This is a genomic window from Qipengyuania sp. MTN3-11 (genome assembly GCF_042851825.1).
Lineage (GTDB): Bacteria > Pseudomonadota > Alphaproteobacteria > Sphingomonadales > Sphingomonadaceae > Qipengyuania.
In genome coordinates this window covers 280,633-306,466 of record NZ_BTGM01000003.1, presented here as the reverse complement: position 1 = coordinate 306,466, position 25,834 = coordinate 280,633, and the positions used below count along the sequence as shown (strand labels likewise).

Here is a 25,834-nt window from a genome sequence, read left to right as displayed (position 1 = left end):
CCCGATGGAATACGTCTCGACCCGCGGCTCCGCGCCCACGCTCGATTTTGCCGGCGTCACGCTGGCCGGCCTCGCCGAGGACGGCGGGCTCTACCTGCCCCGTGAATGGCCGCGTTTGGCGGCAGCGGACATCGCCGCAATGCGCGGCCTGCCCTATGCCGAGCTCGCCGCGCGGGTCATGCAGCCCTTCGTTGGCGACAGCCTTGCGCCCGATCGGCTGCGCGAACTGTGCGAACAGGCCTACGCCCGCTTCTCCCACCGCGCAGTCACTCCGCTGGTTCAGCTCGACGAGCGCAACTGGCTGCTCGAACTGTTCCACGGTCCGACGCTCGCCTTCAAGGATGTCGCGCTGCAATTGCTCGGCCTGCTGTTCGAGGAATTCCTCGCGCGCGAGGACAGCAAGCTGACCATCGTCGGAGCGACCAGCGGCGACACCGGCAGCGCGGCGATCGATGCCGTGGCGGGCCGCGACAACATCGAGATCTTCATGCTTCACCCGGCCGGCCGGGTGAGCGACGTCCAGCGCCGCCAGATGACCACGGTCCGCGCCGCCAACGTCCACAACATCGCCATCGAAGGTTCGTTCGACGATGCCCAAGCGATGGTGAAGCGCCTGTTCGGCGACCGTCAGGTCACCGCCCGCCATCGCATCGGTGCGGTCAATTCGATCAATTGGGCGCGGCTGATGGCGCAGGTGGTGTACTATTTCGCCGCCGCGCTCCAGCTTGGTGGGCCGGAGCGGAAAATCGGGTTCAGCGTGCCCACAGGCAATTTCGGCGATGTCTTCGCCGGCCATGTCGCCGCCCGGATGGGGCTGCCGATCGAACGGCTGGTGGTCGCCACCAACGTCAACGACATCCTCCATCGCGCGCTTACGGCAGGGGATTACTCGATCGGCGCGGTGACCGCCACCGCATCCCCGAGCATGGACATTCAGGTCAGTTCGAATTTCGAGCGACTGCTGTTCGACATCGGTGGCCGCGACGGCGTCGCTCTTGCCGATCAGATGCGCGGCTTCGATGCGACCCGCGCCATGCGGCTGACCGATGCCCAGCGGGCGGGCGCTCTCGACCTCTTCGCAAGCGTCCGCGCCGATGCCTCGGACATGGCGGCGGCGATGGACTGGGCCGCGCGGCATTGCGACGAGGTGATCGATCCGCACACCGCCGTGGGGCTCCATGCCGCGCGCCAGGTCGATCTGCCTGTCGGGGTGCCAATGGTGACGCTCGCCACCGCCCATCCGGCGAAGTTCCCCGACGCGGTTGAACGCGCCACCGGAATGCGGCCGGCGCTACCGACCCGCGTTGGCGATCTCTTCGAGCGCGAGGAAGCCTTCGTCAGCCTGCCGGGCGAATACGAGGCGGTGCGCGATTTCATCATGGAACACGCCGCCTGATGGCCGATCTGGCGATCGACCCGGTTCTGATGGTAGGCGAGGGCTGGGACGCCTACCGCCTGCTCGACAGCGGAGGTGGGCGCAAGTTCGAGCAATATGGCGCCTATCGGTTCATCCGGCCCGAGCCGCAGGCGATGTGGACCCCGCGCCTCCCCGACTGGGACGCGCATGGCGAGTTCGTGCCCGGCAGCGACGAGGATGGCGGCGGCCGGTGGCAATTGACGCAGGACGTGCCCGAGGCCGGATGGCCGCTCGCATGGAAGGACGGGGTCCGCTTCACCGCGCAGTGCACGCCGTTCCGGCACCTCGGCTTCTTTCCCGACATGGCCCCCGTGTGGGATTGGATGGGGCACTTCCTCGCGGGGCGAGACGATGCGGAGACGCTCAATCTGTTCGGCTACACCGGGGTCGGCAGCCTGGCGCTCAGCCGCTTCGGCCGCGTCACCCATGTCGATGCGAGCAAAAAGTCGGTGGCCCAGGCGCAGGCCAACGCCGCGCTTTCGGGATTGGAGGATCGCCCGGTCCGCTGGCTGGTCGACGACGCGATGAAATTCGCCGCGCGCGAGGTGCGCCGCGGCAATCGCTACGACGGCATCATCCTCGACCCGCCCAAGTTCGGGCGCGGGCCGAAGAACGAGACCTGGCGGCTCGAGGAGGGGCTTCCCGGACTGGTCGGCGATTGCCGCCGGCTGCTCGATACGGACAGCCGCTTCCTCTTCCTCACCGTCTATGCCGTGCGGATGAGCAGCCTCGCGCTTGCCGGCCTGCTGGCCGAGATCTTCGCCGACCTGCCCGGCACCATCGAGCACGGCGATTTGGCGGTGCGGGAAGTAGGCGACGATGCCCGCCTGCTGCCGACCGCGATCTTCGCGCGCTGGTCCAATCCGGGGTAGGGGAGCGCCGATGGACGATTCGCTGATCCTGGAAGTCGCCGATTTCGAGCACGACGTGCTCACCGGTATCTATTCGGAGGAAACCGGCAAGCCGCAGCCGCTGCGCTTCACGATCCGCGCGCGGCTGAAGCCCCTGCATCGATACGAGGCGGACACCTCGCTCGACCATTCGAAGAACTACATGGATCTGAAGTTCGCCGCTTCGCAGGCGCTGCCCGAAGGCGTCCACTTCAAGCTGATCGAGGCGGTGGCGGATCACATCTGCGAGACGCTGTTCCTGCAGGACAGCCGGGTCGAGGCGGTGACGGTGAAAATCGTCAAGCTCGCCATCGCCGAGCGTGGGGAGGAGATCGGCATCACCCTCCACCGCGAGCGCCGCGAGTGAGGGTGATCCGGATCGACGGTCTGCCCGAAGAGCCATTGGCGGCTGCGGGTCTGTTTCACCAGCACTGGCTGGCCCATGTCGAGGAGAAGCTGGGCGAGGGCGACGTGATGGTCGCGCTCGATCCCGCCGATCACCGCCACCGCGACTGGCGCCGTGCGATCGCTCGCGATCTCGCCCGCAAGAATGCCCCGCGGCGGATCAACCTCGTCGCGGGAGACGATGCGGTCTTCGCCGCCTTCGCCGCATATCTCGCAGGAGCCCCGGGGATCACCGGCCAGTATCTGGAAGGGGATGGCCAGGGCGCGGGCGATCCGGCAAGATAGCGCCATGCTCGTCGACGGATTCCAGCGCCGGATCACCTATCTGCGGCTGTCGGTCACCGACCGCTGCGACCTGCGCTGCACCTATTGCATGCCCGAGCGGATGCGGTTCCTTCCCAGGGCCGAGGTGCTGAGCCTGGAGGAACTGCATCGGCTGGCGCTCGCCTTCGTTGATCGCGGCGTGACCAGGATCAGGCTGACCGGCGGCGAGCCGCTGGTCCGGCGCGACATGATCGATCTCGTCCGCGCGCTCGGGCGCAAGCTCGGCGACGGGCTGGAGGAAGTGACCCTCACCACCAACGGCACGCAGCTGGCCCGGCATGCCGAAGCGCTTGCCGCGGCGGGGGTGCGGCGGATCAATGTCTCGCTCGACACGCTCGACCGCGCGCGTTTCGCCAGGCTCTCGCGCCGGGATGCGCTGCCGCAGGTGATCGAGGGGATCGCGGCAGCAAAGGCGGCGGGGCTGAAGGTCAAGATCAACACGGTGGCGCTCAAGGGCGAGAACGAGTCCGAACTTCCCGCGCTGATCGACTGGGCGCACGGCGAAGGGCACGGCATTACCCTGATCGAGGTGATGCCGATGGGCGAGGTCGAAGCCGATCGGGTCGATCAGTATTTGCCGCTCGATGCAGTCCGCGAAGAACTCGAACGACGCTGGACCCTGACCCCGTCGTCCCATCGCACCGGCGGTCCGGCGCGTTATTTCGACATTGCCGAGACCGGCGGCCGGCTGGGGCTCATCACGCCGCTCAGCGAGAATTTCTGCGCCGGGTGCAACCGGATGCGGGTGACGACCTCCGGCCAGCTCTACCCCTGCCTCGGCGGGGGAGAGCGCGTCGATCTGCGCGCCGCGCTGCGCCGCGATCCCGGCCCGGAGGCGCTCGACGCGGCCCTCGACCGGGCGCTGGCGATCAAGCCCGAGCGCCACGCCTTCCGCATCGACCGCCGGGGCGAAGCGCCCGCGCAGCCGCGGACCATGTCGGCGACCGGCGGCTGATGGCGGTCACAATCGTGTTTCTCGGCCCCCTGCGCGATCTCGCCGGGGAGGACGCGAGGGAGGCCACCGGACCGCTCGACTGGGCCGGGCTGCTCGCCGCGGTGGGAGAGGACGTGGCCGATCAATTGCGCGAGGACCGTGTCCATGTCGCCTGCGGGGGCCGTGTGCTTGCCGACAAGACCGCGCTCGACGCGCGCGACGGCGACGAGATCGCGCTGCTTCCCCCTGTCTCCGGTGGCTAGGCTTTCCATCTCCGCTCCGGCCGACGTGCGGCTGCTCGATAACGGCTTGTCGGTCGGGGAGGCGCTGGCCGGGTTCAACGCCGCGCACCCGGAGGCGGGCGCGGTGGCGAGCTTCGTCGGCAAGGTACGGCCCGATGGGGAAGTGAAGGCGCTCGAGCTCACCCACTACGCCCCGCTCACGCTGCCGGGAATGGAGACGCTGGCGACGCGGGCGCTCGAGCGCTTCGCTCTCGACGGCGCGCTGTGCTGGCATCGTATCGGGGTGATGACCCCGGGCCAGCCGATCGTCCTGGTCGCGGCCGCCGCGCGCCATCGCCGCAGCGCCTTCGAGGCGGTCGATTTCCTCATGGACCACCTCAAGTCCGCCGCCTGGCTGTGGAAGCGCGAGCGGCGCCCGAGCAAGGATGCGGATGGCTGGCACTGGATCGAGCCGCGCGAAAACGATCGCGCCGATCTCGCGCGCTGGGGCGGCTAGCGGAGCCGGGCGCGCAGCTCCGCGAGCGTGCGATCCTCTTCGCTCACCAGCGTCAGGACCTCGGCGCGGGCGGCCTCGATCCCGGCCTTGTCCTCCGCCTGCACCTCGGCGGCGATCGCGAGGATGTCGAGATCGGCAAGCGCGATCGCGGTGTCGCTGCGGATCGAATCGAGGTCCGCGAGAGCGACCTGCGCGCTCGCCCAGCTGTCGCTGCCGATCTCCGCGCCCGATGCCGCCGCTGCGAGCTGCGCCGCGCCCTGACGGGCGGAGAGAAAGCGCGCATGCGCCTCGCGCGCCGCGCTCCCGAGAGCGGCGAGCCGCTGCGCGAGAGTACCGGTGTACTCCGTCGGCACGTTCGGCACGTCGAGCGGCGGAGCGGGGGCGGTTTCGAACTGCCCCTCGACCCGCTCGATGTCGCGCACCGCGAGCGAGGGGTAGACGCCTTGCGTGCTCTGGCATCCGGCAAGGGAGAGCGCGAGAAACGCAGCGCCGGCAGGGAGGTGTGGACGAGGCATTCGTCACTCTCTAGCACGGCTTGTCGCGGCTGCCAGCGCTTAGCGCCGGGTAGCGCGCCTCTTGCCCCCCGATCGCCGTTGACTTGATCCCGCGATTCCCCTAACGGCCACCATCTTTCCGCGCCCGCTTCCGGTGGGTTGACGGGTGCGCCGGTCATCTGCCTGAATTCGTTGGGCGGAGGTGTCGGCAAAGCAAATTGAACGAGAGAATAGCACCATGTTCGCAGTCGTGCGTACGGGCGGCAAACAGTACCGGGTTGCCGCCGGAGACAAGATCGCGGTCGAGAAGCTCGCAGGCGAAGCCGGCGACACCGTGACGCTGGGCGATGTCCTGCTCGCGGGCGAGGGCGACAATCTCGCCGATGCCGGCAAGGTCAAGGTTTCGGCCGAGATCATCGCCCAGGCGAAGAGCGAGAAGGTCACCGTCTTCAAGAAGCGCCGCCGGCACAATTATCGCCGCAAGGCCGGTCACCGTCAGCAGATGACGCTGCTGCGGATCGTCCAGGTCGGCGAATCCAAGGTCGAGAAGGCTGCGGCCGCTCCGAAGAAGGAAGCAGCGCCCAAGGCCGACGATGCGCCCAAGGCCGAAGCCAAGAAGGCCGCGCCGAAGAAGGACGACAGCGCCGAGACCGCCGCGCCCAAGGCGAAGAAGGCTGCCCCCAAGAAGGACGCCGCGCCCGCCAAGTCGGCCAAGGACGCCGCCGAGGGCAAGGCCGAAACCAAGAAGCCCGCCGCCAAGAAGGCGCCGGCCAAGAAAGCCGCCGCCAAGGCGGACGACAAGAAGTAAGGAGCACGCACGATGGCACATAAGAAAGCAGGCGGTTCATCCCGCAACGGCCGCGATTCGGCCGGTCGTCGTCTCGGCGTGAAGAAGTTCGGCAGCCAGTCCGTGGTCGCCGGCAACATCATCGTGCGCCAGCGCGGCACCAAGTTCTATCCGGGCAGCAACGTCGGCATGGGCAAGGACCACACGCTGTTCGCGCTGACCGACGGGATCGTACGATTCCACGATGGCAAGCTCAGCCGCAAATATGTGTCGGTCGACATTATGGCGGAAGCTGCCGAATAAGCGGATGATCCGATGACGGGATCGTCCAGACGGGACGGTCCCAGCCGGGTCAACCACCGGCAGATCTAGAGGGAGATGGGACCGACCCGTCTCCCTCTTGTCGTTTCTCCCTCTGAAAAAAACACGGCGAAATTGTCTTTCGTCATCACGCAATCGTCACGCGGCCGGAATAGGAGCCCGGCGCGGGGCGGATCAGGGAGAATGACCATGTTCCACGTCACACCCAGGCTGCTGCTGCGGCCCGCATGGCCCGAGGATGCCGAGGCGATCCACCTCGGTATCGCCGATCGCGGGGGCGATCGCGGGATTGTGCGCAATCTTGCCAGCGCTCCCTGGCCCTATTCCCTCGACGATGCCCGCGCCTTCGTAAAGCGTGTCCAGGATCCCCGACTGCCGAGCTTTCTCGTGACCCTGCCGGGGCCAGGCGGGTCGCAGGTGATCGGCGGCGCCGGGCTCGGCGAGGACGAGAACGGCGTGGAGCTGGGCTACTGGATTGCACGGAAGTTCTGGGGCCGGGGTTATGCGACCGAAGCGGCGCGCGGCGTACTCGACGTGGCGCGCTCGCTCGGTCACGAACGGCTGGTCGCATGCCATTTCCTCGACAATCCTGCCTCGGGCAAGGTGCTGCGCAAGATCGGCTTTCGGCCCACGGGCCGGGTCGTCAAGCGGTTCAGTTGCGGACGGGGCGAGGAATCCGACTGCGTCGAACTGACCATCGATCTTTCTCCGGCTCGCGCGCAGGAGTTGCCGTTGCAGGCGGCGTGACCGCAAAAACAGGGGCCCCCGCAATCGCTTGCGGGGGCCTCTTCGTTTTGGTTTCTGGCAGCGCTTATTCCGCCGGCATCAGCGCATCGGCGAACTCGCCCTCGTAAAGCCCGATCAGCTCGCGATCGTCATGGTCCCAGGGGTGGAAGCCGGGCTTGAAATAGGCGAGCCAGGCGGGGAAGATGCGCCGCACCACACCGGGGCTCACGGTGAGGTATTTGAACATTCCCCAGCGCGCCTTCCAGCCGGTGATGCCGTCTTGGCGGAGCAGCATCATCGCATCGATCCAGCGATTCTTGAAGAAACGCCCGGTGACCAGCAGCATGACGAGGCTGCGGACGCGCCAGCGGCGGAAATCGCTCCAGTCCTTCGTCGCGTGGTTCCAAGTGTCGTAGGCGACGCCCTTGTGCTCGATCTCCTCGACCGCGTGCCAGCGCCACATGTCGCGCACTTCGGGGTCGGAATCGGCGAAATGCTGCGGGTTGGCGAGGAATTCGTGCGCCATCATCGCAGTGTAGTGCTCGAGCGCCATCGTGACCGCGAGATTGGCGATCGCCGGGCGGCCCTTCGTCAGCGCAAGCAGTTCCTCGACGCGCTTGTCGATCGCCTTGATGTCGTAGCCATGGTCTTCGGCCAGACGGTTGAAGGCGATATGCTCGCGCGTGTGGTTGATCTCCTGCTTCACGAAGGCGCGGATTTCGCCCTCGAGCTTGGGATCGGCGCCTTCACGGTGAGCCTTGACCGCCTCGATGAAGAACGCCTCGCCGCGCGGGAAGGTGGCGGAAAGCGCGTTGTGCCACGCGGTGCCGAAGGGCTCGCCCGCCCACCAGCGGCGCGGCGTGGTGCCGCGGTTGAAGCGCTCGTCGCGCACGGTGATGTCCAGCTCCGGCGGAGTGGGCGTGGCGCGGGCAGGGGTGTCGAAATGGGCAGGTGCGTTCATTGGCACGACTCGCATTGGCTACTTACAGCGGTGTAAATAGCCCTTACTTACATCAGTGTCAATAAGGATTACTCGGCCGGCATCACCGCCGCTTCGTAATCGCTCTGGGTCTTGCCGAGCAGGGCGCGGTCGTCGTGCTTCCATGGATGGAAGCCCGGCATCAGGATTGCTGCCCATTCGAAGAACATCCGCCGCATCATTCCCGGTTTCCACCACAGGAAAGCGTTGAGCTTGCGCTTCGCGGTCCGGCGGTCGAACCCGTCCTGCTCCAGCAGCCCGATGGCATCGCGCACGCGGTTGCCGAAATATTTCTTCGTGATCAGCAGCGCGATCAGCGAGCGGGTCTTGTAGCGTTTCCACGCGCTCCAGTCCTTGGTCGCGTGCAGCCAGACGTCGAACACCAGCCCCTTGTGTTCGATTTCCTCCATCGCGTGCCAGCGCCAGATTTCCGCCGCCTCCGGATCGGCGCCCTCGAGATAGCGCGGATCGGACAGCAGGTGGCGGCTGATGATCGCGGCGAAATGTTCGAGCGCGATGGTGATCGCGAGGTTGAATTCCTTTGGCCGCCCCTCGGTCAGGTCGAGCATGGCCTGGATGCCCTCGGCGATGCTTTCGACATTGTAGCCATGATCGGCCACCAGACGGTTGAAGGCGACGTGCTCGCGAGTGTGGATCACTTCCTGCTTGCTGAAGGCCTTGACCTCGGCCCGCAGCTTGGGCGGCAGGCCATCGCGGAAGGGCTTGAGCGTATCGATGAAGAAGGCCTCGCCCCGCGGCAGGCTGGCGCTGACCGAATTGTACCACGCGGTTGCCACCGGGTCGTTCGAATGCCACCAGCGCGGGCTCCTGTGCTGGCGGTCGAAGCGGCGGTCGCGGACGATCAGTTCGTGTTCGGCGGGGGTGGCGCTCCCGCGCGCGAAGCCGAACTCCGCTTCCTCCGATCCGGTGCGGGCCTTGCTGTCGCGATGGTCGCGTTCTAGCTGGTCGGTCGGTGACGTCATGGCGTCTTAAGGTAAATTAAGGATGAATCCGTGGCAAGCAGGAAGCGTTTGAGCCCCGAGGAGTCGCGTCTGGCCGCGCTGGAAGCGGCCCGGCAGTTGCTGATCGAGACTGGGCCGCAATCGGTGACCTTGAAGGCGGTCGCCACGCGGATCGGGCGCACCCATGCCAATCTGCTCCACCATTTCGGCTCCGCAGCGGGGCTCCAGAAGGCACTGGCCGGCTATCTCGCCGGTTCGGTGTGCGAGACCATCGCCGAGGCGGTTCGCGCCAGCCGCGCGGGGCTCGGCTCGCCGCGCGAAGTGGTCGATCTCGCCTTCGACGCCTTCGACAAGGAAGGGGCCGGGGCGCTCGCGAGCTGGATGATCCTGACCGGTAACGAGGATGCGCTGACCCCCATCGTCGAGACCATCCACAATCTGGTCGACGAAATCGCGACGGAGGAAACGGGCCATCACACGGGCATGATGCGGGTCCACGAGGACACTCTGGCGCTGGTGCTGATGGCGATGGGCGATGCGCTGATCGGCGCGGCGCTGGCCCGCTCGCTCGGCCTGCCGGTATCCGCCGCGCGCGAGCGAGCGGAGCGCATGCTGGTCAATTCGCTGGAGGGGATCGCTCCGCCGCGCTGAGCGCGGATGCCTGCCATTGCGGCAGCTGCGCAGGGTCGATATCGTCGACCCGCAGATGGTCCACGGCGAGGCCGAGATCGGGATAGGCGGCCTTGCGCCGCTTCTCCTCCGACCGGTCGAGCGGGACGACGACCAGCCGGCGGTTGACCTTGTGCCGCCAGTTCATCCGCGCGGTGTTCTCCTGACCGATGTAGCACCCCTTGTCGAAGGCGACGCCGTTGAGTTCGACGGCATTGGTCTCCAGCCACAGGATGTCGGCGAGATCGGCTCTGGTTTCTGGCACGCCCAATGACAGGCGGTGCGCGGTCCATTCGGCATCGGCGCTCTCGTCATCCTCGGCCGCCGGGGCGATCCAGCGCTGGCCGAGATCGCCGAGCCGCGGGTCCGCGGCGGCACCATCGCCGAGATGTTTCTGCCAGTGGACCGCGACGCCCGGATCGACGGCGATGTCGAGTTTGCGCCGCAGCCGGTAGAGCGACAACCGCTTCGCCAGATCCTCGGCCGCCGCTGCTTCGCAATCTATCAGGATTTCCCGGTCGCCCGCCGGCCAGACGAGAAAGTCGAACATGGTCTTGCCCTGCGGCGTCAGCAACGCGGCATAGACGGGCAGAGCGCCGCGCACGTCGTTGGTGACGAGGCCCTGGAGAAAGCCGACCGCATCCTCGGTCGGCTCCCGGGGCGCAATACGGACGATGGCACGGTCGAACAGGCGGGTGGCAGTCATGACTGGCAGATAGGTATGGTGCCGCTTAAGGGAACCCCATGGCCGATTCCCTGACCATCCGCCGCCCGGACGACTGGCACCTCCACTTCCGCGACGGCGAGACCATGCGCGCGGTCGTTCCCCACACCGCGCGGCAGTTCGCGCGTGCGATCGTGATGCCCAACCTCTCCCCGCCGGTGACCACCACCGCGCTGGCGGCGGACTATCGCGACCGCATCCTCCAGGCGGTGCCCGAGGGGCTGGACTTCATCCCGCTGATGACCGCCTATCTCACCGACGACAGCGATGCCGGCGATCTCGCCACCGGTCATGCCGACGGGGTGCTGACCGCGGCCAAGCTCTACCCGGCGGGCGCCACGACCAATTCGGCGAGCGGTGTGACCGATGTCGCCAACATCATGGGCGTGCTCGAGCGGATGGCTGAGGTGGGCATGCCGCTGTGCGTCCACGGCGAGGTGGTCGATCACGATATCGATATCTTCGACCGCGAGGCTGTGTTCATCGACCGCGTGCTCGAACCGCTGACCCGGCGCCTGCCCGAACTGAAAGTGATCTTCGAGCACATCACCACCCGCGAGGCGGTCAGCTTCGTCGAGGATGGCGGGACGAACATGGCGGCGACGATCACCCCGCAGCATCTCCACATCAACCGCAATGCCATTCTGGTCGGCGGTATCCGGCCGCACATGTACTGCCTGCCGGTGGCCAAGCGCGAGGAACACCGGCTGGCGCTGCGCAAGGCCGCGACGTCGGGGTCGCCAAGGTATTTCCTCGGCACCGACAGCGCCCCGCACCATCGCGGCGACAAGGAATCGGCCTGCGGCTGCGCCGGCATCTTCAACGCGCCCTTCGCGCTCGAAAGCTATCTGCAGGTGTTCGACGAGGAAAATGCGCTCGACCGGTTCGAGGGCTTTGCCTCGCTCAACGGACCGCGCTTTTACGGCCTGCCGGCGAACGAGGAGCGGATCGTGCTGGAGCGCGCCCCGGTCGAGGTTCCGGCACAGGTCGCGGGCGGGGCGGAGCCGATCGTTCCCTTCCATGTCGGCGAAACGCTCGGCTGGCGGATGGCGCGCTAGACCGGCGGGGCCGCGCGCGGCGCGCGGCTTCGGTGCCACAGATCCCACACGAAGATCGCCGCGGCCACCCAGATGCAGGCGAAACATGCGGCCTGCGCCGGTCGCAGCTCCTCGCGGAACACCGTAAGCCCAAGGACGAAGACGATGCTTGGCGCGAGGAACTGGATGAAGCCGAGCGTCGAATAGGGCAGCCGTCGCGCCGCCACCGCGAACATCAGCAATGGAATCGCGGTGATTATGCCGCCGAGCGCGATCGCGGCGCTGAGGCCCGGTGTAACGAAGAAGGAGGAACCCATGCGCTCGGCGTACCACCAGGCGATGCCTGCCGAGGGGAGCAGCAGCAGCGCCGATTCGATCGTCAGCCCCGGGAGCGAGCCGACGTCGAGCTGCTTGCGCACCAGCCCGTAGGTTCCGAAGCTGATCGCCAGCGTCAGGCTGATCCACAGCGTGGTCAGCGCTCCGGTCGCGAGCAGGGCGACGCCCAAGCCGGCGAGCGCCACCGCGATCCACTGCGCCCGGGTCAACCGCTCCTTGAGCAGCACGGTGCCGAGCAGCACGTTGAACAGCGGGTTGATGTAATAGCCGAGGCTCGCCGCCAGCACATGGCCGCTCTGCACCGCCCAGACGTAAGTGAACCAGTTCACCGCGATGAGCACGGAGGAGAGCAGGAGGCGAACAAGCACCTGCGGATTGCCGAACGCGGCCCGGACCTGCCGCCACTGGCGCCGCACCAACACGATCACCAGGCACACCGGCAGAGTCCAGACGATCCGCCAGGCGACGAACTCGATCGGCGGCACCGCAGCGACCAGCAGCAGGTAGAGCGGGAAGAATCCCCAGATCACATAGGCGCCCAGCGCCGCTCCGAATCCGGTTTGCGATTCGCTTCGCGGATGCGGATGGCCGGTGTCGTTCATCTTCGCGCCGCTAGGCCCCGCGCGGCATCGCCGCAAGCTCACGCATTATCGAGAAAAAACGCCGGAGCGAAAAAAATTTCGTATCTGACAGCGTGGTTGCAGTCCGTTCAGATAAACACGCCTATTGATGAACGTCGACGCAGGGCATTCCCTCCAGCCCCGCCGACCGAAGAAAGGATTGTCGCCATGCTGAAATCGTACAAGACCGCCGGCCTCGCTCTGGCAGCCGGAACCCTGGCTCTTTCGGCCCCCGCCGCCGCTGCTCCGGCCGCCCACGTCGCGCCGCTGCAGAGCAATGCCTGGAGCCAGCAGGCCCCCGTCTACGGCGATACGAGCTTCGACCAGTATCGCGGCCGCGACCGCTACCGCGACCGTCACTACGGCCGCGACTATCGCGACCAACGCCAGTACAATCGCTATCAGGCTCAGCCGGTCTATCGCGACACGCGCGTCTGGCGTGGCAATGACGGCCGCTACTACTGCCGCAAGAACGACGGCACCACCGGTCTTCTGATCGGCGGTGCGGCGGGAGCCCTGCTCGGCCGCGAGATCGCCGGTGACCGCACGCTCGGTGCCATCCTCGGCGCAGCGGGCGGTGCCCTGCTCGGTCGCGAGATCGACCGCGGTGGCAGCCAGTGCCGCTGACCTGATTTGACAGAATCCGGCCGTGCCCACCCGCGGCCGGTACGCGGTACCCACCGGGCCGCGGAAGGCGTCGTTCCCCGCTTTGCTGAAGGGCGGGGGGCGGCGTCTTCAACTTTTGGCGCGATGATTGTCCCGTGCTGGCGCAGTCGGGGGAGGGGGCTGGCCTGACGATGGCGCGACGGTCTATCGGGTTCAGGCAAGGAGATACGACATGCGCCTTTCCCTGATACTCGCCGCCGCGCCCCTCGCGCTGCTCGCCGCCTGTTCCGGTGGCGACGATGCCGCTGACCAGGATGCTGCCATCGACCCGGCCACCGGGGAAGCGCTGAGCGAGGATCTCGCCAGCGATCCGGACCTGGCCCGGGGAAGCGAAGGCAATGCCGCGCTCGGCGGCTCGGGCAGCGGCAGCCTGCCCCGGATCGACACGTCTCCGGAAGCGATCGAGGCGGCTCGCGACCGGGCCTACGAGATGATCGGCGGCGAGGATGCGCTGCGCCGGCCCGGCCAGCCCCGCGAGCTCGCCGGGACCGACAACGTCACGGCAGCCATGCGCCAGGCGGCACAGGCCGCGGTCGAACCGGGCGGTCAGGACTGCGCCGCGCGTGTCGGGTACACTACCGCCTGGGCGGCGAAGCTGCCCGGAGCCTTCCCCGTCTATCCCCGCGCCAGCACGCAGGAAGCCGCCGGAACCGACGAGGGGGCCTGCAATCTGCGCATCGTCACCTTCCGCACCCCGGTTCCGCTCGACGAGGTGCTGGCCTTCTACACCACGCGGGCTCAGGCCGCGGGCTTCGGCAGCGAATACGTCCGTGCCTCGGGCGACAACATCCTGAGCGGGACCAAGGGCCGTTCGGCCTATGTCGTCTACGGCCGCAGGCTGCCCGAAGGGCTGACCGAAATCGACCTCGTCACCAGCATGCAGTGACGCGTCAGCCGTCGCCGAGCCCGATGCCGATACTCGCGCGGGGCTGGTCCATCTCGGTGCTGGCGACCGGATAGGCGCAGTAATCGGCGGCGTAGAATGCCGCGGGTCGGTGATTGCCGGACAGGCCGGTGCCGCCGAAGGGCTGGGCCGAGGATGCGCCATTGGTGGGCCGGTTCCAGTTGATGATTCCGGCGCGGATCTCGTTCCAGAACATCTCGAATTCCTGCGGCCCCCCACCGATCAGCGAAGCCGACAGGCCGTAGCGCGTGGCGTTGGCTTCGGTGATGGCATCGTTGAAATCGGGCACGCGGATCACCTGCAGCAGCGGGCCGAACAGTTCGAGGTCGGGCCGGTCGTGCATCTCGGTCGCATCCAACATCGCCGGGGTCAGGAACGGCAGGTTCTCTTGCGTGCGCCGCATGTGCATGATCGGCTTGCCGCCCCGGCTCATCAGCGCGACGAAGCTGTCGCACAGGAGATCGGCGGTCTCGTTGTCGATCACCGGACCCATGAAGGGCTGCGGATCGGCGAAGGGCTCGTCGACGATCAGCCGGCCGGCGAGCGTCTTCACCGCCTCGACGATCTGATCGTACATCGAATCGACCACGATCAGCCGACGCGCCGCGGTGCAGCGCTGGCCTGCGGTGGTGAAGGCGGACTGGACGATCGTCACCGCCGCATCCTCGATCTTGGGCGTGTCGATGACCACGATCGGGTTGTTGCCGCCCATTTCCAGCGCCACGATCTTGCCGGGCTCGGTCGCCAGCTTGCGGTTGATGGCGATCCCGGCGCGGGCCGAACCGGTGAACAGCACGCCGTCGACAAGCCAATGGCCGACCAGCGCCTTGCCTTCTTCGGGGCCGCCGATCAGGCAATGCACCACGCCTTCGGGCACCCCGGCGGCATGGAAGCATTTGACTAGGAACTCGCCGGTCGCGGGGGTCTTCTCGCTCGGCTTGAAGATCACCGTGTTGCCCGCGATCAGCGCCGGAACGATGTGGCCGTTGGGCAGGTGCGCGGGGAAGTTGTAGGGGCCGAGCACCGCCATCACCCCGTGCGGCTTGTGCCGCACCGCCGCGGTTCCCTGAAGCGCGCTGTTGAGCTTCTTCTGACCGGTGCGCTCCGCATAGGCGGTGATCGAGATCTCGACCTTGCCGATCACCGCCTCGACCTCGGTGCGCGCTTCCCACAGCGGCTTGCCGGTCTCGCGCGCGATCAGCTCGGCGAAGGGGTCGGCCTGCTTGCGGACCTCGTTGGCGAAGCGCCGCATCAGTTCGATGCGCTGGCCGAGCGGCTGCCGCGCCCAGTCGCGCAGGGCTTCGCGGGATTTTTCGATGGCCGGATCGACAGCGCCGATGGAACCGCGCCACAGCTCCCTGCCGGTCGCCGGTTCGGTGGAAATTATCTCTGTTTCGGCCAAGTTACGTTCAGTCCCGTACCAATTGCATTTACCGCTTGGCATCATCGCCAGCCCTCTGCATGAAGGTCGCGCATCTCCGCCAGTCAGTGGTCGGGGGGCTTTGTGGTCCGGATAGTGCGACGGGTCAATTCGCACTTTCTTGCGGAGGGGATTTCAACGATATAAAAAGTCTGCGCTCGGAACGGCTTACGGGGGTTTCTCGGGCCGGGCATCCTCTTCCTTCGGATGAAATGCGGCAACGTCGCCGACGTTGCTTCAGAGTCTTCGGACTCGGAAAGGAAGAATCCATGGAAACCAGACTGAATGTATCGAGACGACTGAGTACCGGTGTCTCCGTATCCGCCCTGGCGATCGCAGGTATCTGCGCCTTCGCCGTAACGCCCGCCTCCGCCCAGGAACTCACCGACGACGGCTATCAGTGCGTTCTCAACGGGAATGCGCCTGCCGGACAAACGACCGCTGGGGCGACATCGAGCGGGGCCGATGCCCTGGCTTGCGGCGAAGATGCCGAAGCGACGAGCCCTTCGACGACCGCCGTAGGCGGTGAATCCCTCGCCACCACGCCGGGCGCCACGGCGCTGGGCTGGCAGGCACGCGCGACGGGTGCGATGGGCACGGCGGTCGGCCATCAGACCACCGCTTCGGGCGATCAAAGCTTCGCCGGTGGCGAAGACGCCGTAGCGAGTGGCTCCAACTCGGTAGCGATCGGCAATCTGGCCAATGCAACCGGCGGGGATTCGATCGCCATCGGCGGCAATCGCGACGGTGCCGCAGGCCGCGCCACGGTCGCCAGCGGACCCTCAAGCACGGTCGTCGGCGGGCAATCCCTCGCCACCGGGGCCGGCACAACCGCTTTCGGCTGGCGCTCGGAAGCCACTGCGGAACGTGCCACGGCGCTCGGTCACCTCGCCACCGCCACGGGCGTGCGATCGCTCGCGGTGGGCGAAAATGCCGACGCACAGACGGACAACGCCAGCGCCATCGGCAATGAATCCATCGCCAACGGGATCGATGCGTTGGCGGTCGGCGACACCTCGATCGCAACCGGCAACTCGACGACCGCTATCGGCGGCGAGAGCTTCGTTGGCCTCGTTGCCGCGGGTACCGATCTCAATGCAGGGGGACTGGTTTCGACCGGAGCCACGCCCGGCGCGTCCGCCTTCGGCTGGCGCGCGACCGCGACTGCGGAACGGGCGACAGCCGTCGGCCACCTCGCATCGGCGAGCGGTGTGCGATCGGTAGCGGTCGGCGAAGATGCCTCGGCCAGTGCCGATCTCGCGATCGCGCAGGGCGACCGGTCCGTGGCCAATGGCGCGGCCAGCATCGCCATCGGCAATTCCTCCAGCGCGACGGGCGTCGACGCCATCGCCATCGGCGGTGACGATGCCGGGACGGGCGCCATCGCCAATGGCAATTCGACCGTCGTGCTCGGTGGCGAAGCCTTCGCCGGAACCGTGGCGGCGGGCACCACGAATGCGCAGCTGAACAACGGCGGGCTCGCCGCGACCGGCGGGACGCCCGGTGCAACCGCCATCGGCTGGCGCTCCACCGCCACCGCCGAACGGGCGACCGCGCTGGGCCATCTGGCCTCGGCAACGGGCGTCCGTTCGACTGCGGTCGGCGAAGACGCCCTTGCCTCGGGCGGCACATCGACCGCAGTCGGCAACCTCTCGCAGGCTACCGGCGAAGATGCGGTAGCGATCGGCGATCTTGCCGTATCTTCCGGCCTGAACTCGGTATCGGTCGGCGCGGAAAGCTCGGCTACGCAGCCGGGGACTTCGGCCTTCGGCTGGCGCGCCAACGCCACCGGAGAGCGCTCGACCGCCTTGGGCCATCTCGCCGACGCCACCGGCTTGCGCTCGGTCGCGGTGGGCGAGGATGCCGATGCGACCGACAGCAACGCCATCGCGGTCGGCAACGGTGCGCGTGCAAACGGCGGAGATGCGATCGCCATCGGCGGCAATCGCGATGCCGGAGCAGTGGGCAGCGCCTTCACCGTCGCCAGCGGAGCCTCGACCACAGTCGTCGGCGGCCAGGCAAGCGCGGTGGGCGCGGGAGCCACGGCCTATGGCTGGCGGTCCAACGCCACGGCAGAGCGGGCCCATGCCTTCGGGCATCTCGCGACGGCGAGCGGCGTCCGGTCGACCGCCATCGGCGAGGCGGCCACGGCGAGCGGAGCGGGTGCGATCGCGCTGGGCAACCAGTCGAGCGCGGCCGGTGCCAATTCGATCGCCATCGGCAACGGCGCGAGCGCCCCGAACGACGGGCAGGTTGTGATCGCCTCGCTCGGCACCAGCACGGCGAGCCAGACCGGCACGATCTTCGCGGTGACGACGGACGCCAACGGCACTCTGGGCCGGTCTTCGCTGGCCACCTCCGCGGCCGTGGCCAACAACACCGCGGCGATCGCTTCGCAGGGCACGGCGATCGCTTCGCAGGGCACGGCGATCACCGCGCTGCAGCAGCTGACCTCGAGCCAGACCGGCCAGATCAACCAGCTGTTCGGCCAGACCGCGGCCAACACCCGCGCGATCGACCGGGCCAACGAGGGTGTCGCCATGGCGCTGGCGATGGAATCGCCAGCGCTTCCGGCCGGGACCAATTTCGGCGTCTCGGGCGGCGTCGGCTATTTCGACGATCAGGGCGCGGGCACGGTGGCCCTGTCCGCCAGGGTTGGCGAATACGCCTCGGTCTCGGCCGGCGTCGGTGTCGGTTTCGACAGCGGCGAAGTCGGGGCACGCGGCGGCTTCCAGATCGCCTGGTAAGCCGCTACACCTGCGATATGACAAGGATCGCACGACTATCGAAGATGCCGGGGCTCCTCGCCCCGGCATTTTTCTTGGGTTTTTCCGCCGTCGCGGCCGCCCAGCAACCGCAGCCGGCAACGCCGAGCGTCCAGCCGCCGCCGTCGGTGCGGCCGACACCCGGCCAGCTCGAGCTTTCCAAGATGATCTGGTCGACCATCGCTGCCGTCGATCATGCCAATCGCTCGGGCAATTACTCGGTCCTGCGCGACATTTCGGCGCAAGGGTTCCAGATCAACAACAACGCCGCGCAGCTCGCCCAAGTCTTCGCCGGCCTGCGGGCGCAGCAGGTCGATCTGGGCAATGCGCTGCTCATTCCGCCGACTTATTCGGTCGCTCCTGAGATGGTCCGGGAAGACGTCTTCCGGGTCCAGGGACTGTTCCAGCTCCGGCCGATCTCGATCGGGTTCGACCTCTATTTCCAGTGGGAGCAGGGAAGCTGGAAGCTGTTCGGGATCGATCTGCAGCCGCTCGAGATGGTAAGCTCGGCGCCGCGCTGAGGGCTGGCCATCAGGCGTGACCGCGAGGGACAGGCGGCGTGCCGTGTGCCTCCCCCATGCGGCGGACTGCAGCGATCTTGGTTTCGAGCGGTCTCCAGTCGTCGCGCTCGTCGATCGCCGACCAGATCGCCTCGACCTCCTCGATCAGCATGGATTGCGGGGCATCCTCTTTCCAATAAGGATGGCTGTCTCCGACCGGCTCGTACCCTGACAGCGCCTCGCCCAGCGCGTCCGAAACGGCGCGGCCGCCACGGTGGCGATGGAAGAAAGCATCGGGCTGGATGCTCGTCTCGGCCATCAGCCGCTCGCTCGCGCCTACCAGTGCGCCATCGGCCTCGCCACCTCGGCTTTCGACCCCGAGCCGCCAGCACCATCGCCGGCCGACCGCGGCCACGTAGAGTTCGCCGAAGCGCTCGAGTGCGGCAATCAGCGGCGGCGCATCGGTCAGCAACCGCAACGCCACGGCCAGCTGGCCGCAATTCCAGTGTACCGCCTCCGGCTGGCGCCCGAAGGCATAAAGACCCGCGTGATCGAAATATGCGGCGGTGAACCCCGGGTCCCAGCGCGGCAGGAAGCGCCACGGGCCGTAGTCGAAGCTTTCCCCGGTGATGTTCATGTTGTCGGTGTTGAGCACGCCGTGGACGAAGCCCGCGACCATCCAGCCCGCCGCGCAATCGGCCAGCCGCTCGACCGCCTGGTGCATCAGCATGACCGCCGGTTCGTTCCGACCCGGCGCGTCCTCGGGCGGGGGAGGGCCGGGGAACTGCTTCAGGCAATAATCGACCAGTTCCGCCATGTGCTCGCGCTCTTCCAGCGCCAGCAGCCGCTGAAATGTGCCGATGCGGATGTGTCCGTGGCTGAGCCGCGTCAGGACTGCCGAACGGGTCGGCGAGGGCTCGTCGCCGCGCTGCAATTCCTCGCCCGTTTCCACGACGGAGAAGGTCTTGGAAGTGTTCACTCCGAGCGCTTCGAGCATCTCGGTCGCGAGGATCTCGCGCACCGCGCCTTTCAGCGTCAGCCGCCCGTCGCCGGCCCGGCTCCACGGCGTACGGCCCGAACCCTTGGTGCCGAGATCGAGCAGTCGTGCGCCCTGGTCCCGCATCTGGGCGAAGAGGAAGCCGCGCCCGTCGCCGATCTCGGGGTTGTACACGCGGAACTGATGGCCGTGGTAACGCAGTGCGAGCGGCTGCGACAGATTGTCCGGCAAAGGCGCGAAGCGGCCGAAGTGCGCGACCCATTCCGCCTCGCTCAGGTGATCCAGTCCCACCGCGCGGGCTGCGCGGTCGTTGCGAAACCGCAGCCGGTGCTTGGGAAACCGTGCGGCCTCCACCGGATCGGCCAGCCATTCGGACAATGCCAGGATCGGAGTTTCGGGGCGATAGTCGGCGGGTTGTTCGATCTCTTTCACCCTCATGACAGTGGCGAGACCCGACGCTTGGCGCAAGGGCTCGCAAAGCGCAGACAAAGCGAGTATCGGCGCGCGGATGGATGCTGCCTTTACCGAACGGACGTGGACCAGCGCGGACGGGCTCGAGCTACATTTTCGCGATTACCCCGGGCCCGACGATCGCCCGCCGGTGATCTGCCTCCACGGACTTACCCGCAACGCGCGCGATTTCGACGCGCTCGCCGAACACCTTTCGCCATCGTGGCGCGTCATCGCTCCGGACATGCGGGGGCGGGGCAAGAGCGACTACGCGCCGGACAGCGCCAGCTATTCTCCCACGACCTATGTCGCCGACCTCATGCGAATGCTCGAGGTCGAAGGGATCGGCCGTTTCGTCGCCATAGGCACGTCGATGGGCGGGCTGATGACGTTGCTGGTCGCCGGTGCGGCCCCCGACCGGATCGCCGGAGCGGTGCTCAACGACATCGGGCCCGAAGTGGATTCGGCGGGACTCGACAAGATCAAGACCTATGTCGGTCAGGGTCGCAGTTTCGCGACATGGATGCACGCCGCCCGCTCGCTCGAGGAAGTGCATGGCGAGGCGCACCCTACCTACACGCTGGACGACTGGCTGGTGATGGCCAAGCGCAGCATGACGCTTTGCAGCAACGGGCGGATCGCCTTCGATTACGACATGAAGATCGCCGAGCCGATCCTGGAAGCGGAGGAGGCGGCGGTTCCGCCCGATTTGTGGCCGCTGCTGGAAGGGCTGCGGGACAAGCCCGTGCTGCTGGTCCGCGGTGAACTGTCGGACATACTGTCCGCGCAGACCCTGGCGCGCATGCAACAGGCACTGCCGCAGGCCCGCACCGTGACCGTGCCGGGCGCGGGTCACGCGCCGACGCTCGACGAGCCGGAGGTGCGCGCGGCGATCGATTCGCTTCTGGCCGAGGTGGCATGAGCGGCAGATCGGTCGTGCCGGCGCGCATTCTGCACCTGCATTCCAGTTTCGCCCCCGGCGGCAAGGAACTGCGCAGCGTTCGCCTGATCAACGCCTTCGGTGCAGCGGCGCACCACACCATCGTATCGGCCGAACCGGACGAGCTGGGCGCGGCGGATCGGATCGCCAAAAACATCAAGGTCGATCTCCAGCCGAAGTTTCCTTCGCTCAAGGGCATGCCCTCGCCGGGCCGCCTGCAAAGGATCGCCAAGGCGATGCGCGGCTTCGATCTTGTGCTGACCTACAATTGGGGCGCGATGGACGCGGTGATGGCGCACACTCTCTTTTCCGAGGTGCATGGCCTGCCGCCGCTCGTCCACCACGAGGACGGCTTCGACGAAAGCGAGCTGCTGCGGCGCAAGGCGCGTCGGACCTGGTATCGCCGCGTCGCGCTCGGCAAGTCTTCCGGCCTGGTGGTGCCTTCCGAAAAGCTCGAGGAAATCGCGCTGGTCGATTGGCAGCAGCCTCTGGGACGGGTCAAGCGCATCCCCAACGGCATCGACACCAAGGCGTTCGCGCGCAAGGCCAGGCCGGATGCGATCCCGCGGCTGCTCAAGCGACCGGGGGAACGCTGGGTGGGCACCATGGCGGGGCTGCGCGCGGTCAAGAACCTGCCGCGGCTGGTCCGCGCATTCGCCGCCATGCCCGAAGACTGGCACCTTCTGATCGCGGGAGAGGGACCGGAAAGGACACGGATCCAGGGGGAGATCGACCGGCTCGGTCTCAACCACCGGGTGCACCTGCCCGGCGCGCTGCCCGATCCTTCGAAGGTGGTCGGCCTGTTCGATATCTTCGCCCTGTCGAGCGACAGCGAGCAATTTCCCCTATCGGTGGTCGAGGCGATGGCCGCGGGCCTGCCGGTGGTCGCCCCCGAGATCGGCGACATCCCCGATATGGTGGCGGAGGAGAACCGGCCGCTCCTCGCCGCCCGCCCTGACGAGGAAGACCTCGCGCGCGGAATGGTCCGCCTCGCCGATGATGCAGGTCTGCGCGAAAGGATCGGCGCCGCCAATCGCGCGAAGGCTCGCAAGCTCTTCGACGAGAAGCAGATGATCGCTACCTATCGACGCCTCTATTCGAGCGCGATGCGGCGCGACCTCTGATCAGCTGGCGGATGGTTTCATCCACCGTTCACCGGCGTCGGGACAGGGTTTTCCCCAAGCATTGAACTTGCCCGCAGCCCGACCTAAAGAACGCCTCCCGAACCCCTGAAAACCCGAACCCGGATCGAGCCTCGACGTGGCCAAAGCCCCCCCGAACCAAACCCGCGAAGAACAGCTCGCCCGCCGCCGGGCGGCCGAGGAAGAGGCGCTGCTGCGCGAAGTCGACGATGCCGTGCGCCAAGGGGACATGGAACATTTCGGCCAACGCTATGGAAAGCCGATTTTGGCCCTGGTGGTGGTCGCCATCCTGGCCTTCGGCGGTTATCTGTTCTGGCAGGCCCGGCTCGACGGGGCTCGCGAGCGCAATGCCGAGACGCTGACCGTGGCGCTCGATCAGATCGAGGCCGGCAACCTCCAGGCGGGCGCCGATGCGCTCGAGGATCTCGCCAGCAATGGCGACGGGATCGCGCGGGTCAACGCGCTTCTCCTCCAGGGCGGAATTGCCAGCCAGCAGGGCAACAGCGAGCGTGCCGCGGAACTTTTCGGCGAAGTGGCGGAGGACGCGGATGCACCGTCGATCCTGCGCGATGTCGCCCGTATCCGCCGGGTGGCGGAGCAATACGAGGGCATGGACAAGGCCGCGGTGGTTCGCGAACTCGCCCCGCTCGCCAAGCCCGGGCAGCCGTTCTTCGGCAGCGCCGGTGAACTCGTCGCCATGGCGCATCTGGAGCAGGGCAACCGCCGCGAGGCGGGCGCGCTTTTCGCCGAAATCGCCAAGGCCGAAGACGTGCCCGACGGCCTTCGCTCCCGTGCCCGCCAGATGGCCGGCGTCCTGGGCGTCGATGCCGTGGTCGATGTCGAGCAACTGCTCGAGGATCAGGGCGTCGAAGCCGAAGTCGCGCCGCCCGCCGGCCAGTGACACCAATCGACAAGCAAAGAGACATTCATGGCTGACAGCAAACCCTACCGCTTTCTCCTTCGCTCGCTGGCAGCGGTCGTCTTGACGACCGGGATTGCCGGTTGCGCGGGGGGACTTTTCGGTGGGGGCGACAAGGGGGATGTCACCCCGACCGTGGGCAACCGGGTTCCGATCCTCTCGCGCGTCGTCAACGATGCCGAGGTCGATCCCGCTCTCGCCAGCGTCAATGTCATCCTGCCGCCGGCCACGGTCAATGCCGAATGGGCACAAGCCGGGGGTACGGCGAACAAGGCTTACGGCCACCTTGCATTGTCGCCGCAGCCGACACGCGCCTGGTCGGCGCAGGTCGCCGGTGCTTCCAATCGCGAGCGGCTCGGTGCAGCCCCGGTGATCGGCGACGGCAAGCTGTTCGTCGTCGACAGCCGCGGCACCATCCATGCCTTCGACGCGGGAACCGGCGCGTCGATCTGGGCGCGCGAGGCGAATGTGGAGCGCGACCTGCGGCCCTCCGCTTTCGGGGGCGGGGCGAGCTATGCCGACGGCCGTCTCTACGCGACCAACGGCGCGGGCGAGGTCATGGCGATCGACGCGGACACCGGCGCGGAAATCTGGAAGGTCACGCCCTCGGGCCCGCTGCGTGGCGCCCCGACCGTGGCCTTCGGCTCGGTCTTCGTGATGAGCCAGGACAATCAGATCTTTGCGCTCGATGCGTCCGATGGGTCGCAGCAGTGGCAGGAAGTCGCTTCCGGCACCCAGGCCGGCGTCTTCGGCGTCGCCGCGCCGGCGGCGGGTCAGGGCACCGTGGTCGCCGGCTACAGCTCGGGCGAACTGGTCGCCTACCGCTACGAGAACGGCCGCAGCCTGTGGGCGGACGCGCTGGCGTTGACCAACATCTCCACCCAGGTCGGCTCGCTGACCGACATCGACGCCGATCCGATCATCCTCGACGGGCGCGTCTATGCGCTGGGCCAGGGCGGACGCATGGCGGCCTACGAATTGCTCACCGGACAGCGGATCTGGGAACTGAGCCTGGCGGGAATTTCCACTCCGGCAATCGCCGGCGAGTGGATCTTCACCCTGACCGACGATGCCCGCATGCTGGCCATTGCCCGGACCACCGGCAAGGTACGCTGGATCACCCAGCTCGCCCGCTATCGCGACGAGGAGGACCGCGAGGATCCGATCTTCTGGCAGGGACCGGTGCTCGCCGGCGATAGCCTCTGGGCAGTGAATTCGCGCGGCGAAATCTGGCGGGTGAGTACAGGCGAAGGATCGGCGAGCCTCGTCACCCGGCTCGAGGATCCGATCAGTCTGCCGCCGGTCGTCGCCAACAACACGCTCTACGTGTTCGACGATGGCGGGAAGGTGACGGCCTTCCGCTGATCACTATCCCGCTGTTAACCCTTATCGCGCTATGCAATCCGCGATGATGGGGACCAGCACTTCGACCACCGGCGTACGCCCGGCGAGCGACGTTTCGGCGATGACCGGTTTCGTCGGGCTTCTCGGCCTGCTCGCATGGATCGCGATCTGCCGCTCCTGGCCCGATATCGCGACCGCTTTGGACCTGCCCGGCCCGCGGGAGCGGATGTCCGGGCCCCACGCTGCACTTATGGGGCTGGTCTTCGCCTGCGTGCCGATGGTGCTGTGGTCCGTCTTCGTCGAGAAGGTCCATCGCAACCCGTCGACCGGGATCGACTGGTCGCTCGCCCGGCGGCGCAAGCGCGACACCTCGGTTACCTGGACCAAACTCGGATCGCTGTGGATCACCTGGATGATCATCGCCGCGCTCTATTGCCTGGGACGCTGGTACTGGACCGACAGCTACGCCTTCGCCATCGACGTGCTCGCCACCGCCGTCGCGCCGCTGGTGCTTTTGTCGGTACCCTATGTCGTCTGGCTCGACCGGGTGATGATCGAACCGCGCGACCACAGCTGGCATTTCGGCGCCATGCTGTCGGGGCAGGCGGGATGGGACCCCGAGCAGGTAAAGAAGCACTGGCGCGCCTGGATCATCAAGGGCTTCTTCGGGGCCTTCATGATCTCGATCGTCCCGCCCGGTTTCGCGCATATCGTCGATGCCGAACTCGCCTCGCTCGCCACCGATCCCGTGGCGCTGGGGGTCCTGACCTTCGAACTGCTGTTCGTGATAGACGTCCAGATCGGCACGGTCGGCTATCTCGTCACCATGCGCCCGCTCGATGCCCATATCCGCAGCGGCAACCCCTTCCTGTCCGGATGGCTGGCGGCGTTGATATGCTATCCGCCCTTCGTCTGGGGCATCGTCGGCAACGGCCTGGTCTTCAATTACGAGCAGAACACGCGCGACTGGGGTTACTGGTTCGCCGGCAACGAGACCTTGCTGTGGATTTGGGCCGGCTGGCTGGTTTTCCTCACTGCCATCTATGCCTGGGCGACGGTCGCCTTCGGCATCCGCTTTTCCAACCTCACCTACCGCGGAGTGATCACCAACGGGCCCTATGCCTTCACCCGCCACCCGGCCTATGTTTCCAAGAACCTGTTCTGGTGGTGTTCGGTGCTGCCCTTCCTGGTCACCAGCGACAGCTATGTGGACGCGATCCGCAACAGCTTCTTCCTCCTGTGCGTCAACGGCATCTACTACTGGCGCGCCAAGACCGAGGAGGCGCACCTGCTGCTCGAGGACGCGAAATACCGTGAATACCATGCCTGGATGAGCGAGCACGGCCTGCTGACGGCCCCGCTCGAACGGCTGCGCCGCGCCATCGTGCCGCGCCCGGCGCCGCTCGCCCAGCCGGCGGAGTAGA

28 protein-coding genes are annotated in these 25,834 nt (G+C 67.3%); 21 read left to right on the top strand and 7 right to left on the bottom strand.

Annotated elements, in window-relative coordinates:
- The first annotated feature begins 4 nt into the window (after positions 1 to 4).
- From thrC to ACGHN1_RS12365, 7 genes are read left to right on the top strand one after another with little or no spacing between them, the layout of a single operon-like run.
- Positions 5 to 1,396, top strand: a complete 1,392-nt coding sequence (gene thrC / locus ACGHN1_RS12395) for a threonine synthase (RefSeq protein ID WP_390551159.1) — start codon at positions 5 to 7, stop codon at positions 1,394 to 1,396.
- Positions 1,396 to 2,289, top strand: coding sequence for a class I SAM-dependent methyltransferase (locus tag ACGHN1_RS12390; RefSeq protein WP_390551158.1), 894 nt, complete (start codon positions 1,396 to 1,398; stop codon positions 2,287 to 2,289). Before thrC ends, ACGHN1_RS12390 begins: the two co-directional genes overlap by 1 nt.
- 10 nt (positions 2,290 to 2,299) lie before the next feature.
- On the top strand, positions 2,300 to 2,674 hold the full coding sequence (locus ACGHN1_RS12385; RefSeq protein ID WP_390551157.1) for a dihydroneopterin aldolase: 375 nt from the start codon (positions 2,300 to 2,302) through the stop codon (positions 2,672 to 2,674).
- A 2-nt stretch (positions 2,675 to 2,676) separates the two neighbouring features.
- The gene (locus ACGHN1_RS12380) at positions 2,677 to 2,997 is read left to right on the top strand and encodes a Rossmann fold domain-containing protein (RefSeq protein WP_390551156.1); all 321 of its coding nucleotides are present in this window, start codon (positions 2,677 to 2,679) and stop codon (positions 2,995 to 2,997) included.
- Positions 2,998 to 3,001: 4 nt separating this feature from the next.
- Positions 3,002 to 3,991, top strand: coding sequence for a GTP 3',8-cyclase MoaA (gene moaA / locus ACGHN1_RS12375; protein WP_390551155.1), 990 nt, complete (start codon positions 3,002 to 3,004; stop codon positions 3,989 to 3,991).
- A complete protein-coding gene (locus ACGHN1_RS12370; protein ID WP_390551154.1) occupies positions 3,991 to 4,233 on the top strand; it encodes a MoaD/ThiS family protein in 243 nt (80 codons plus the stop codon). Before moaA ends, ACGHN1_RS12370 begins: the two co-directional genes overlap by 1 nt.
- Positions 4,226 to 4,708 carry a molybdenum cofactor biosynthesis protein MoaE gene (locus tag ACGHN1_RS12365; protein WP_390551153.1) on the top strand — a complete coding sequence of 161 codons (483 nt, stop codon included), beginning with the start codon at positions 4,226 to 4,228 and terminating at the stop codon, positions 4,706 to 4,708. The genes ACGHN1_RS12370 and ACGHN1_RS12365 overlap by 8 nt, the downstream gene beginning before the upstream one ends.
- On the opposite strand, the gene ACGHN1_RS12360 is transcribed toward ACGHN1_RS12365, so the two are convergent.
- A complete protein-coding gene (locus tag ACGHN1_RS12360) occupies positions 4,705 to 5,223 on the bottom strand; it encodes a hypothetical protein (protein ID WP_390551152.1) in 519 nt (172 codons plus the stop codon). The two genes, ACGHN1_RS12365 and ACGHN1_RS12360, sit on opposite strands and share 4 nt — an antisense overlap.
- A gap of 217 nt (positions 5,224 to 5,440) precedes the next feature.
- Between ACGHN1_RS12360 and rplU the strand changes: the two genes are divergently transcribed.
- From rplU to ACGHN1_RS12345, 3 genes are all read left to right on the top strand, one after another.
- On the top strand, positions 5,441 to 6,010 hold the full coding sequence (rplU, locus tag ACGHN1_RS12355; protein WP_390551151.1) for a 50S ribosomal protein L21: 570 nt from the start codon (positions 5,441 to 5,443) through the stop codon (positions 6,008 to 6,010).
- A gap of 12 nt (positions 6,011 to 6,022) precedes the next feature.
- The gene (gene rpmA, locus ACGHN1_RS12350; RefSeq protein ID WP_390551150.1) at positions 6,023 to 6,292 is read left to right on the top strand and encodes a 50S ribosomal protein L27; all 270 of its coding nucleotides are present in this window, start codon (positions 6,023 to 6,025) and stop codon (positions 6,290 to 6,292) included.
- Between the two features lie 207 nt (positions 6,293 to 6,499).
- A complete protein-coding gene (locus ACGHN1_RS12345; protein WP_390551149.1) occupies positions 6,500 to 7,057 on the top strand; it encodes a GNAT family N-acetyltransferase in 558 nt (185 codons plus the stop codon).
- Between the two features lie 64 nt (positions 7,058 to 7,121).
- On the opposite strand, the gene ACGHN1_RS12340 is transcribed toward ACGHN1_RS12345, so the two are convergent.
- On the bottom strand, positions 7,122 to 7,997 hold the full coding sequence (locus ACGHN1_RS12340; protein ID WP_390551148.1) for a metal-dependent hydrolase: 876 nt from the start codon (positions 7,995 to 7,997) through the stop codon (positions 7,122 to 7,124).
- 68 nt (positions 7,998 to 8,065) lie between these two features.
- Positions 8,066 to 8,998, bottom strand: coding sequence for a metal-dependent hydrolase (locus ACGHN1_RS12335; RefSeq protein WP_390551147.1), 933 nt, complete (start codon positions 8,996 to 8,998; stop codon positions 8,066 to 8,068).
- Between the two features lie 30 nt (positions 8,999 to 9,028).
- On the opposite strand from ACGHN1_RS12335, the gene ACGHN1_RS12330 reads away from it, so the two are divergent.
- Positions 9,029 to 9,628, top strand: coding sequence for a TetR/AcrR family transcriptional regulator (locus tag ACGHN1_RS12330; protein WP_390551146.1), 600 nt, complete (start codon positions 9,029 to 9,031; stop codon positions 9,626 to 9,628).
- On the opposite strand, the gene ACGHN1_RS12325 is transcribed toward ACGHN1_RS12330, so the two are convergent.
- Positions 9,594 to 10,352 carry a YgfZ/GcvT domain-containing protein gene (locus ACGHN1_RS12325; protein ID WP_390551145.1) on the bottom strand — a complete coding sequence of 253 codons (759 nt, stop codon included), beginning with the start codon at positions 10,350 to 10,352 and terminating at the stop codon, positions 9,594 to 9,596. The two genes, ACGHN1_RS12330 and ACGHN1_RS12325, sit on opposite strands and share 35 nt — an antisense overlap.
- Before the next feature lie 38 nt (positions 10,353 to 10,390).
- Between ACGHN1_RS12325 and pyrC the strand changes: the two genes are divergently transcribed.
- Positions 10,391 to 11,428 (top strand): dihydroorotase, encoded by a 1,038-nt coding sequence (gene pyrC / locus ACGHN1_RS12320; protein ID WP_390551144.1) that lies wholly within the window; start codon positions 10,391 to 10,393, stop codon positions 11,426 to 11,428.
- Here the strand turns inward: pyrC and rarD are convergent.
- Positions 11,425 to 12,345, bottom strand: a complete 921-nt coding sequence (gene rarD, locus ACGHN1_RS12315; protein ID WP_390551143.1) for an EamA family transporter RarD — start codon at positions 12,343 to 12,345, stop codon at positions 11,425 to 11,427. The genes pyrC and rarD overlap by 4 nt on opposite strands.
- Positions 12,346 to 12,531: 186 nt before the next feature.
- Between rarD and ACGHN1_RS12310 the strand changes: the two genes are divergently transcribed.
- On the top strand, positions 12,532 to 12,990 hold the full coding sequence (locus ACGHN1_RS12310) for a glycine zipper 2TM domain-containing protein (protein ID WP_390551142.1): 459 nt from the start codon (positions 12,532 to 12,534) through the stop codon (positions 12,988 to 12,990).
- A gap of 211 nt (positions 12,991 to 13,201) precedes the next feature.
- Positions 13,202 to 13,915, top strand: a complete 714-nt coding sequence (locus ACGHN1_RS12305; RefSeq protein WP_390551141.1) for a hypothetical protein — start codon at positions 13,202 to 13,204, stop codon at positions 13,913 to 13,915.
- Between the two features lie 4 nt (positions 13,916 to 13,919).
- On the opposite strand, the gene astD is transcribed toward ACGHN1_RS12305, so the two are convergent.
- A complete protein-coding gene (gene astD, locus ACGHN1_RS12300) occupies positions 13,920 to 15,335 on the bottom strand; it encodes a succinylglutamate-semialdehyde dehydrogenase (protein ID WP_390551140.1) in 1,416 nt (471 codons plus the stop codon).
- A gap of 287 nt (positions 15,336 to 15,622) precedes the next feature.
- Between astD and ACGHN1_RS12295 the strand changes: the two genes are divergently transcribed.
- The gene (locus ACGHN1_RS12295) at positions 15,623 to 18,100 is read left to right on the top strand and encodes a YadA-like family protein (protein WP_390551139.1); all 2,478 of its coding nucleotides are present in this window, start codon (positions 15,623 to 15,625) and stop codon (positions 18,098 to 18,100) included.
- A 74-nt stretch (positions 18,101 to 18,174) separates the two neighbouring features.
- Positions 18,175 to 18,639, top strand: a complete 465-nt coding sequence (locus tag ACGHN1_RS12290) for a hypothetical protein (protein WP_390551138.1) — start codon at positions 18,175 to 18,177, stop codon at positions 18,637 to 18,639.
- Positions 18,640 to 18,649: 10 nt separating this feature from the next.
- Here ACGHN1_RS12290 and ACGHN1_RS12285 read toward each other — a convergent pair whose 3' ends face one another.
- On the bottom strand, positions 18,650 to 20,053 hold the full coding sequence (locus tag ACGHN1_RS12285; RefSeq protein ID WP_390551137.1) for a protein adenylyltransferase SelO family protein: 1,404 nt from the start codon (positions 20,051 to 20,053) through the stop codon (positions 18,650 to 18,652).
- Positions 20,054 to 20,123: 70 nt separating this feature from the next.
- Here ACGHN1_RS12285 and ACGHN1_RS12280 point away from each other — a divergent pair, with 70 nt between their 5' ends.
- From ACGHN1_RS12280 to ACGHN1_RS12260, 5 genes are all read left to right on the top strand, one after another.
- The gene (locus ACGHN1_RS12280; RefSeq protein ID WP_390551136.1) at positions 20,124 to 20,987 is read left to right on the top strand and encodes an alpha/beta fold hydrolase; all 864 of its coding nucleotides are present in this window, start codon (positions 20,124 to 20,126) and stop codon (positions 20,985 to 20,987) included.
- A complete protein-coding gene (locus tag ACGHN1_RS12275; RefSeq protein WP_390551135.1) occupies positions 20,984 to 22,129 on the top strand; it encodes a glycosyltransferase family 4 protein in 1,146 nt (381 codons plus the stop codon). The genes ACGHN1_RS12280 and ACGHN1_RS12275 overlap by 4 nt, the downstream gene beginning before the upstream one ends.
- A 136-nt stretch (positions 22,130 to 22,265) precedes the next feature.
- Entirely contained in the window at positions 22,266 to 23,048 is a 783-nt protein-coding gene (locus tag ACGHN1_RS12270; protein WP_390551134.1) for a tetratricopeptide repeat protein, read from the top strand.
- Positions 23,049 to 23,075: 27 nt separating this feature from the next.
- Complete coding sequence (locus ACGHN1_RS12265) at positions 23,076 to 24,431, top strand: PQQ-binding-like beta-propeller repeat protein (protein WP_390551133.1); 1,356 nt, start codon at positions 23,076 to 23,078, stop codon at positions 24,429 to 24,431.
- Between the two features lie 46 nt (positions 24,432 to 24,477).
- A complete protein-coding gene (locus ACGHN1_RS12260; RefSeq protein WP_390551253.1) occupies positions 24,478 to 25,833 on the top strand; it encodes a methyltransferase family protein in 1,356 nt (451 codons plus the stop codon).
- The last annotated feature ends 1 nt before the right edge of the window (position 25,834 follow it).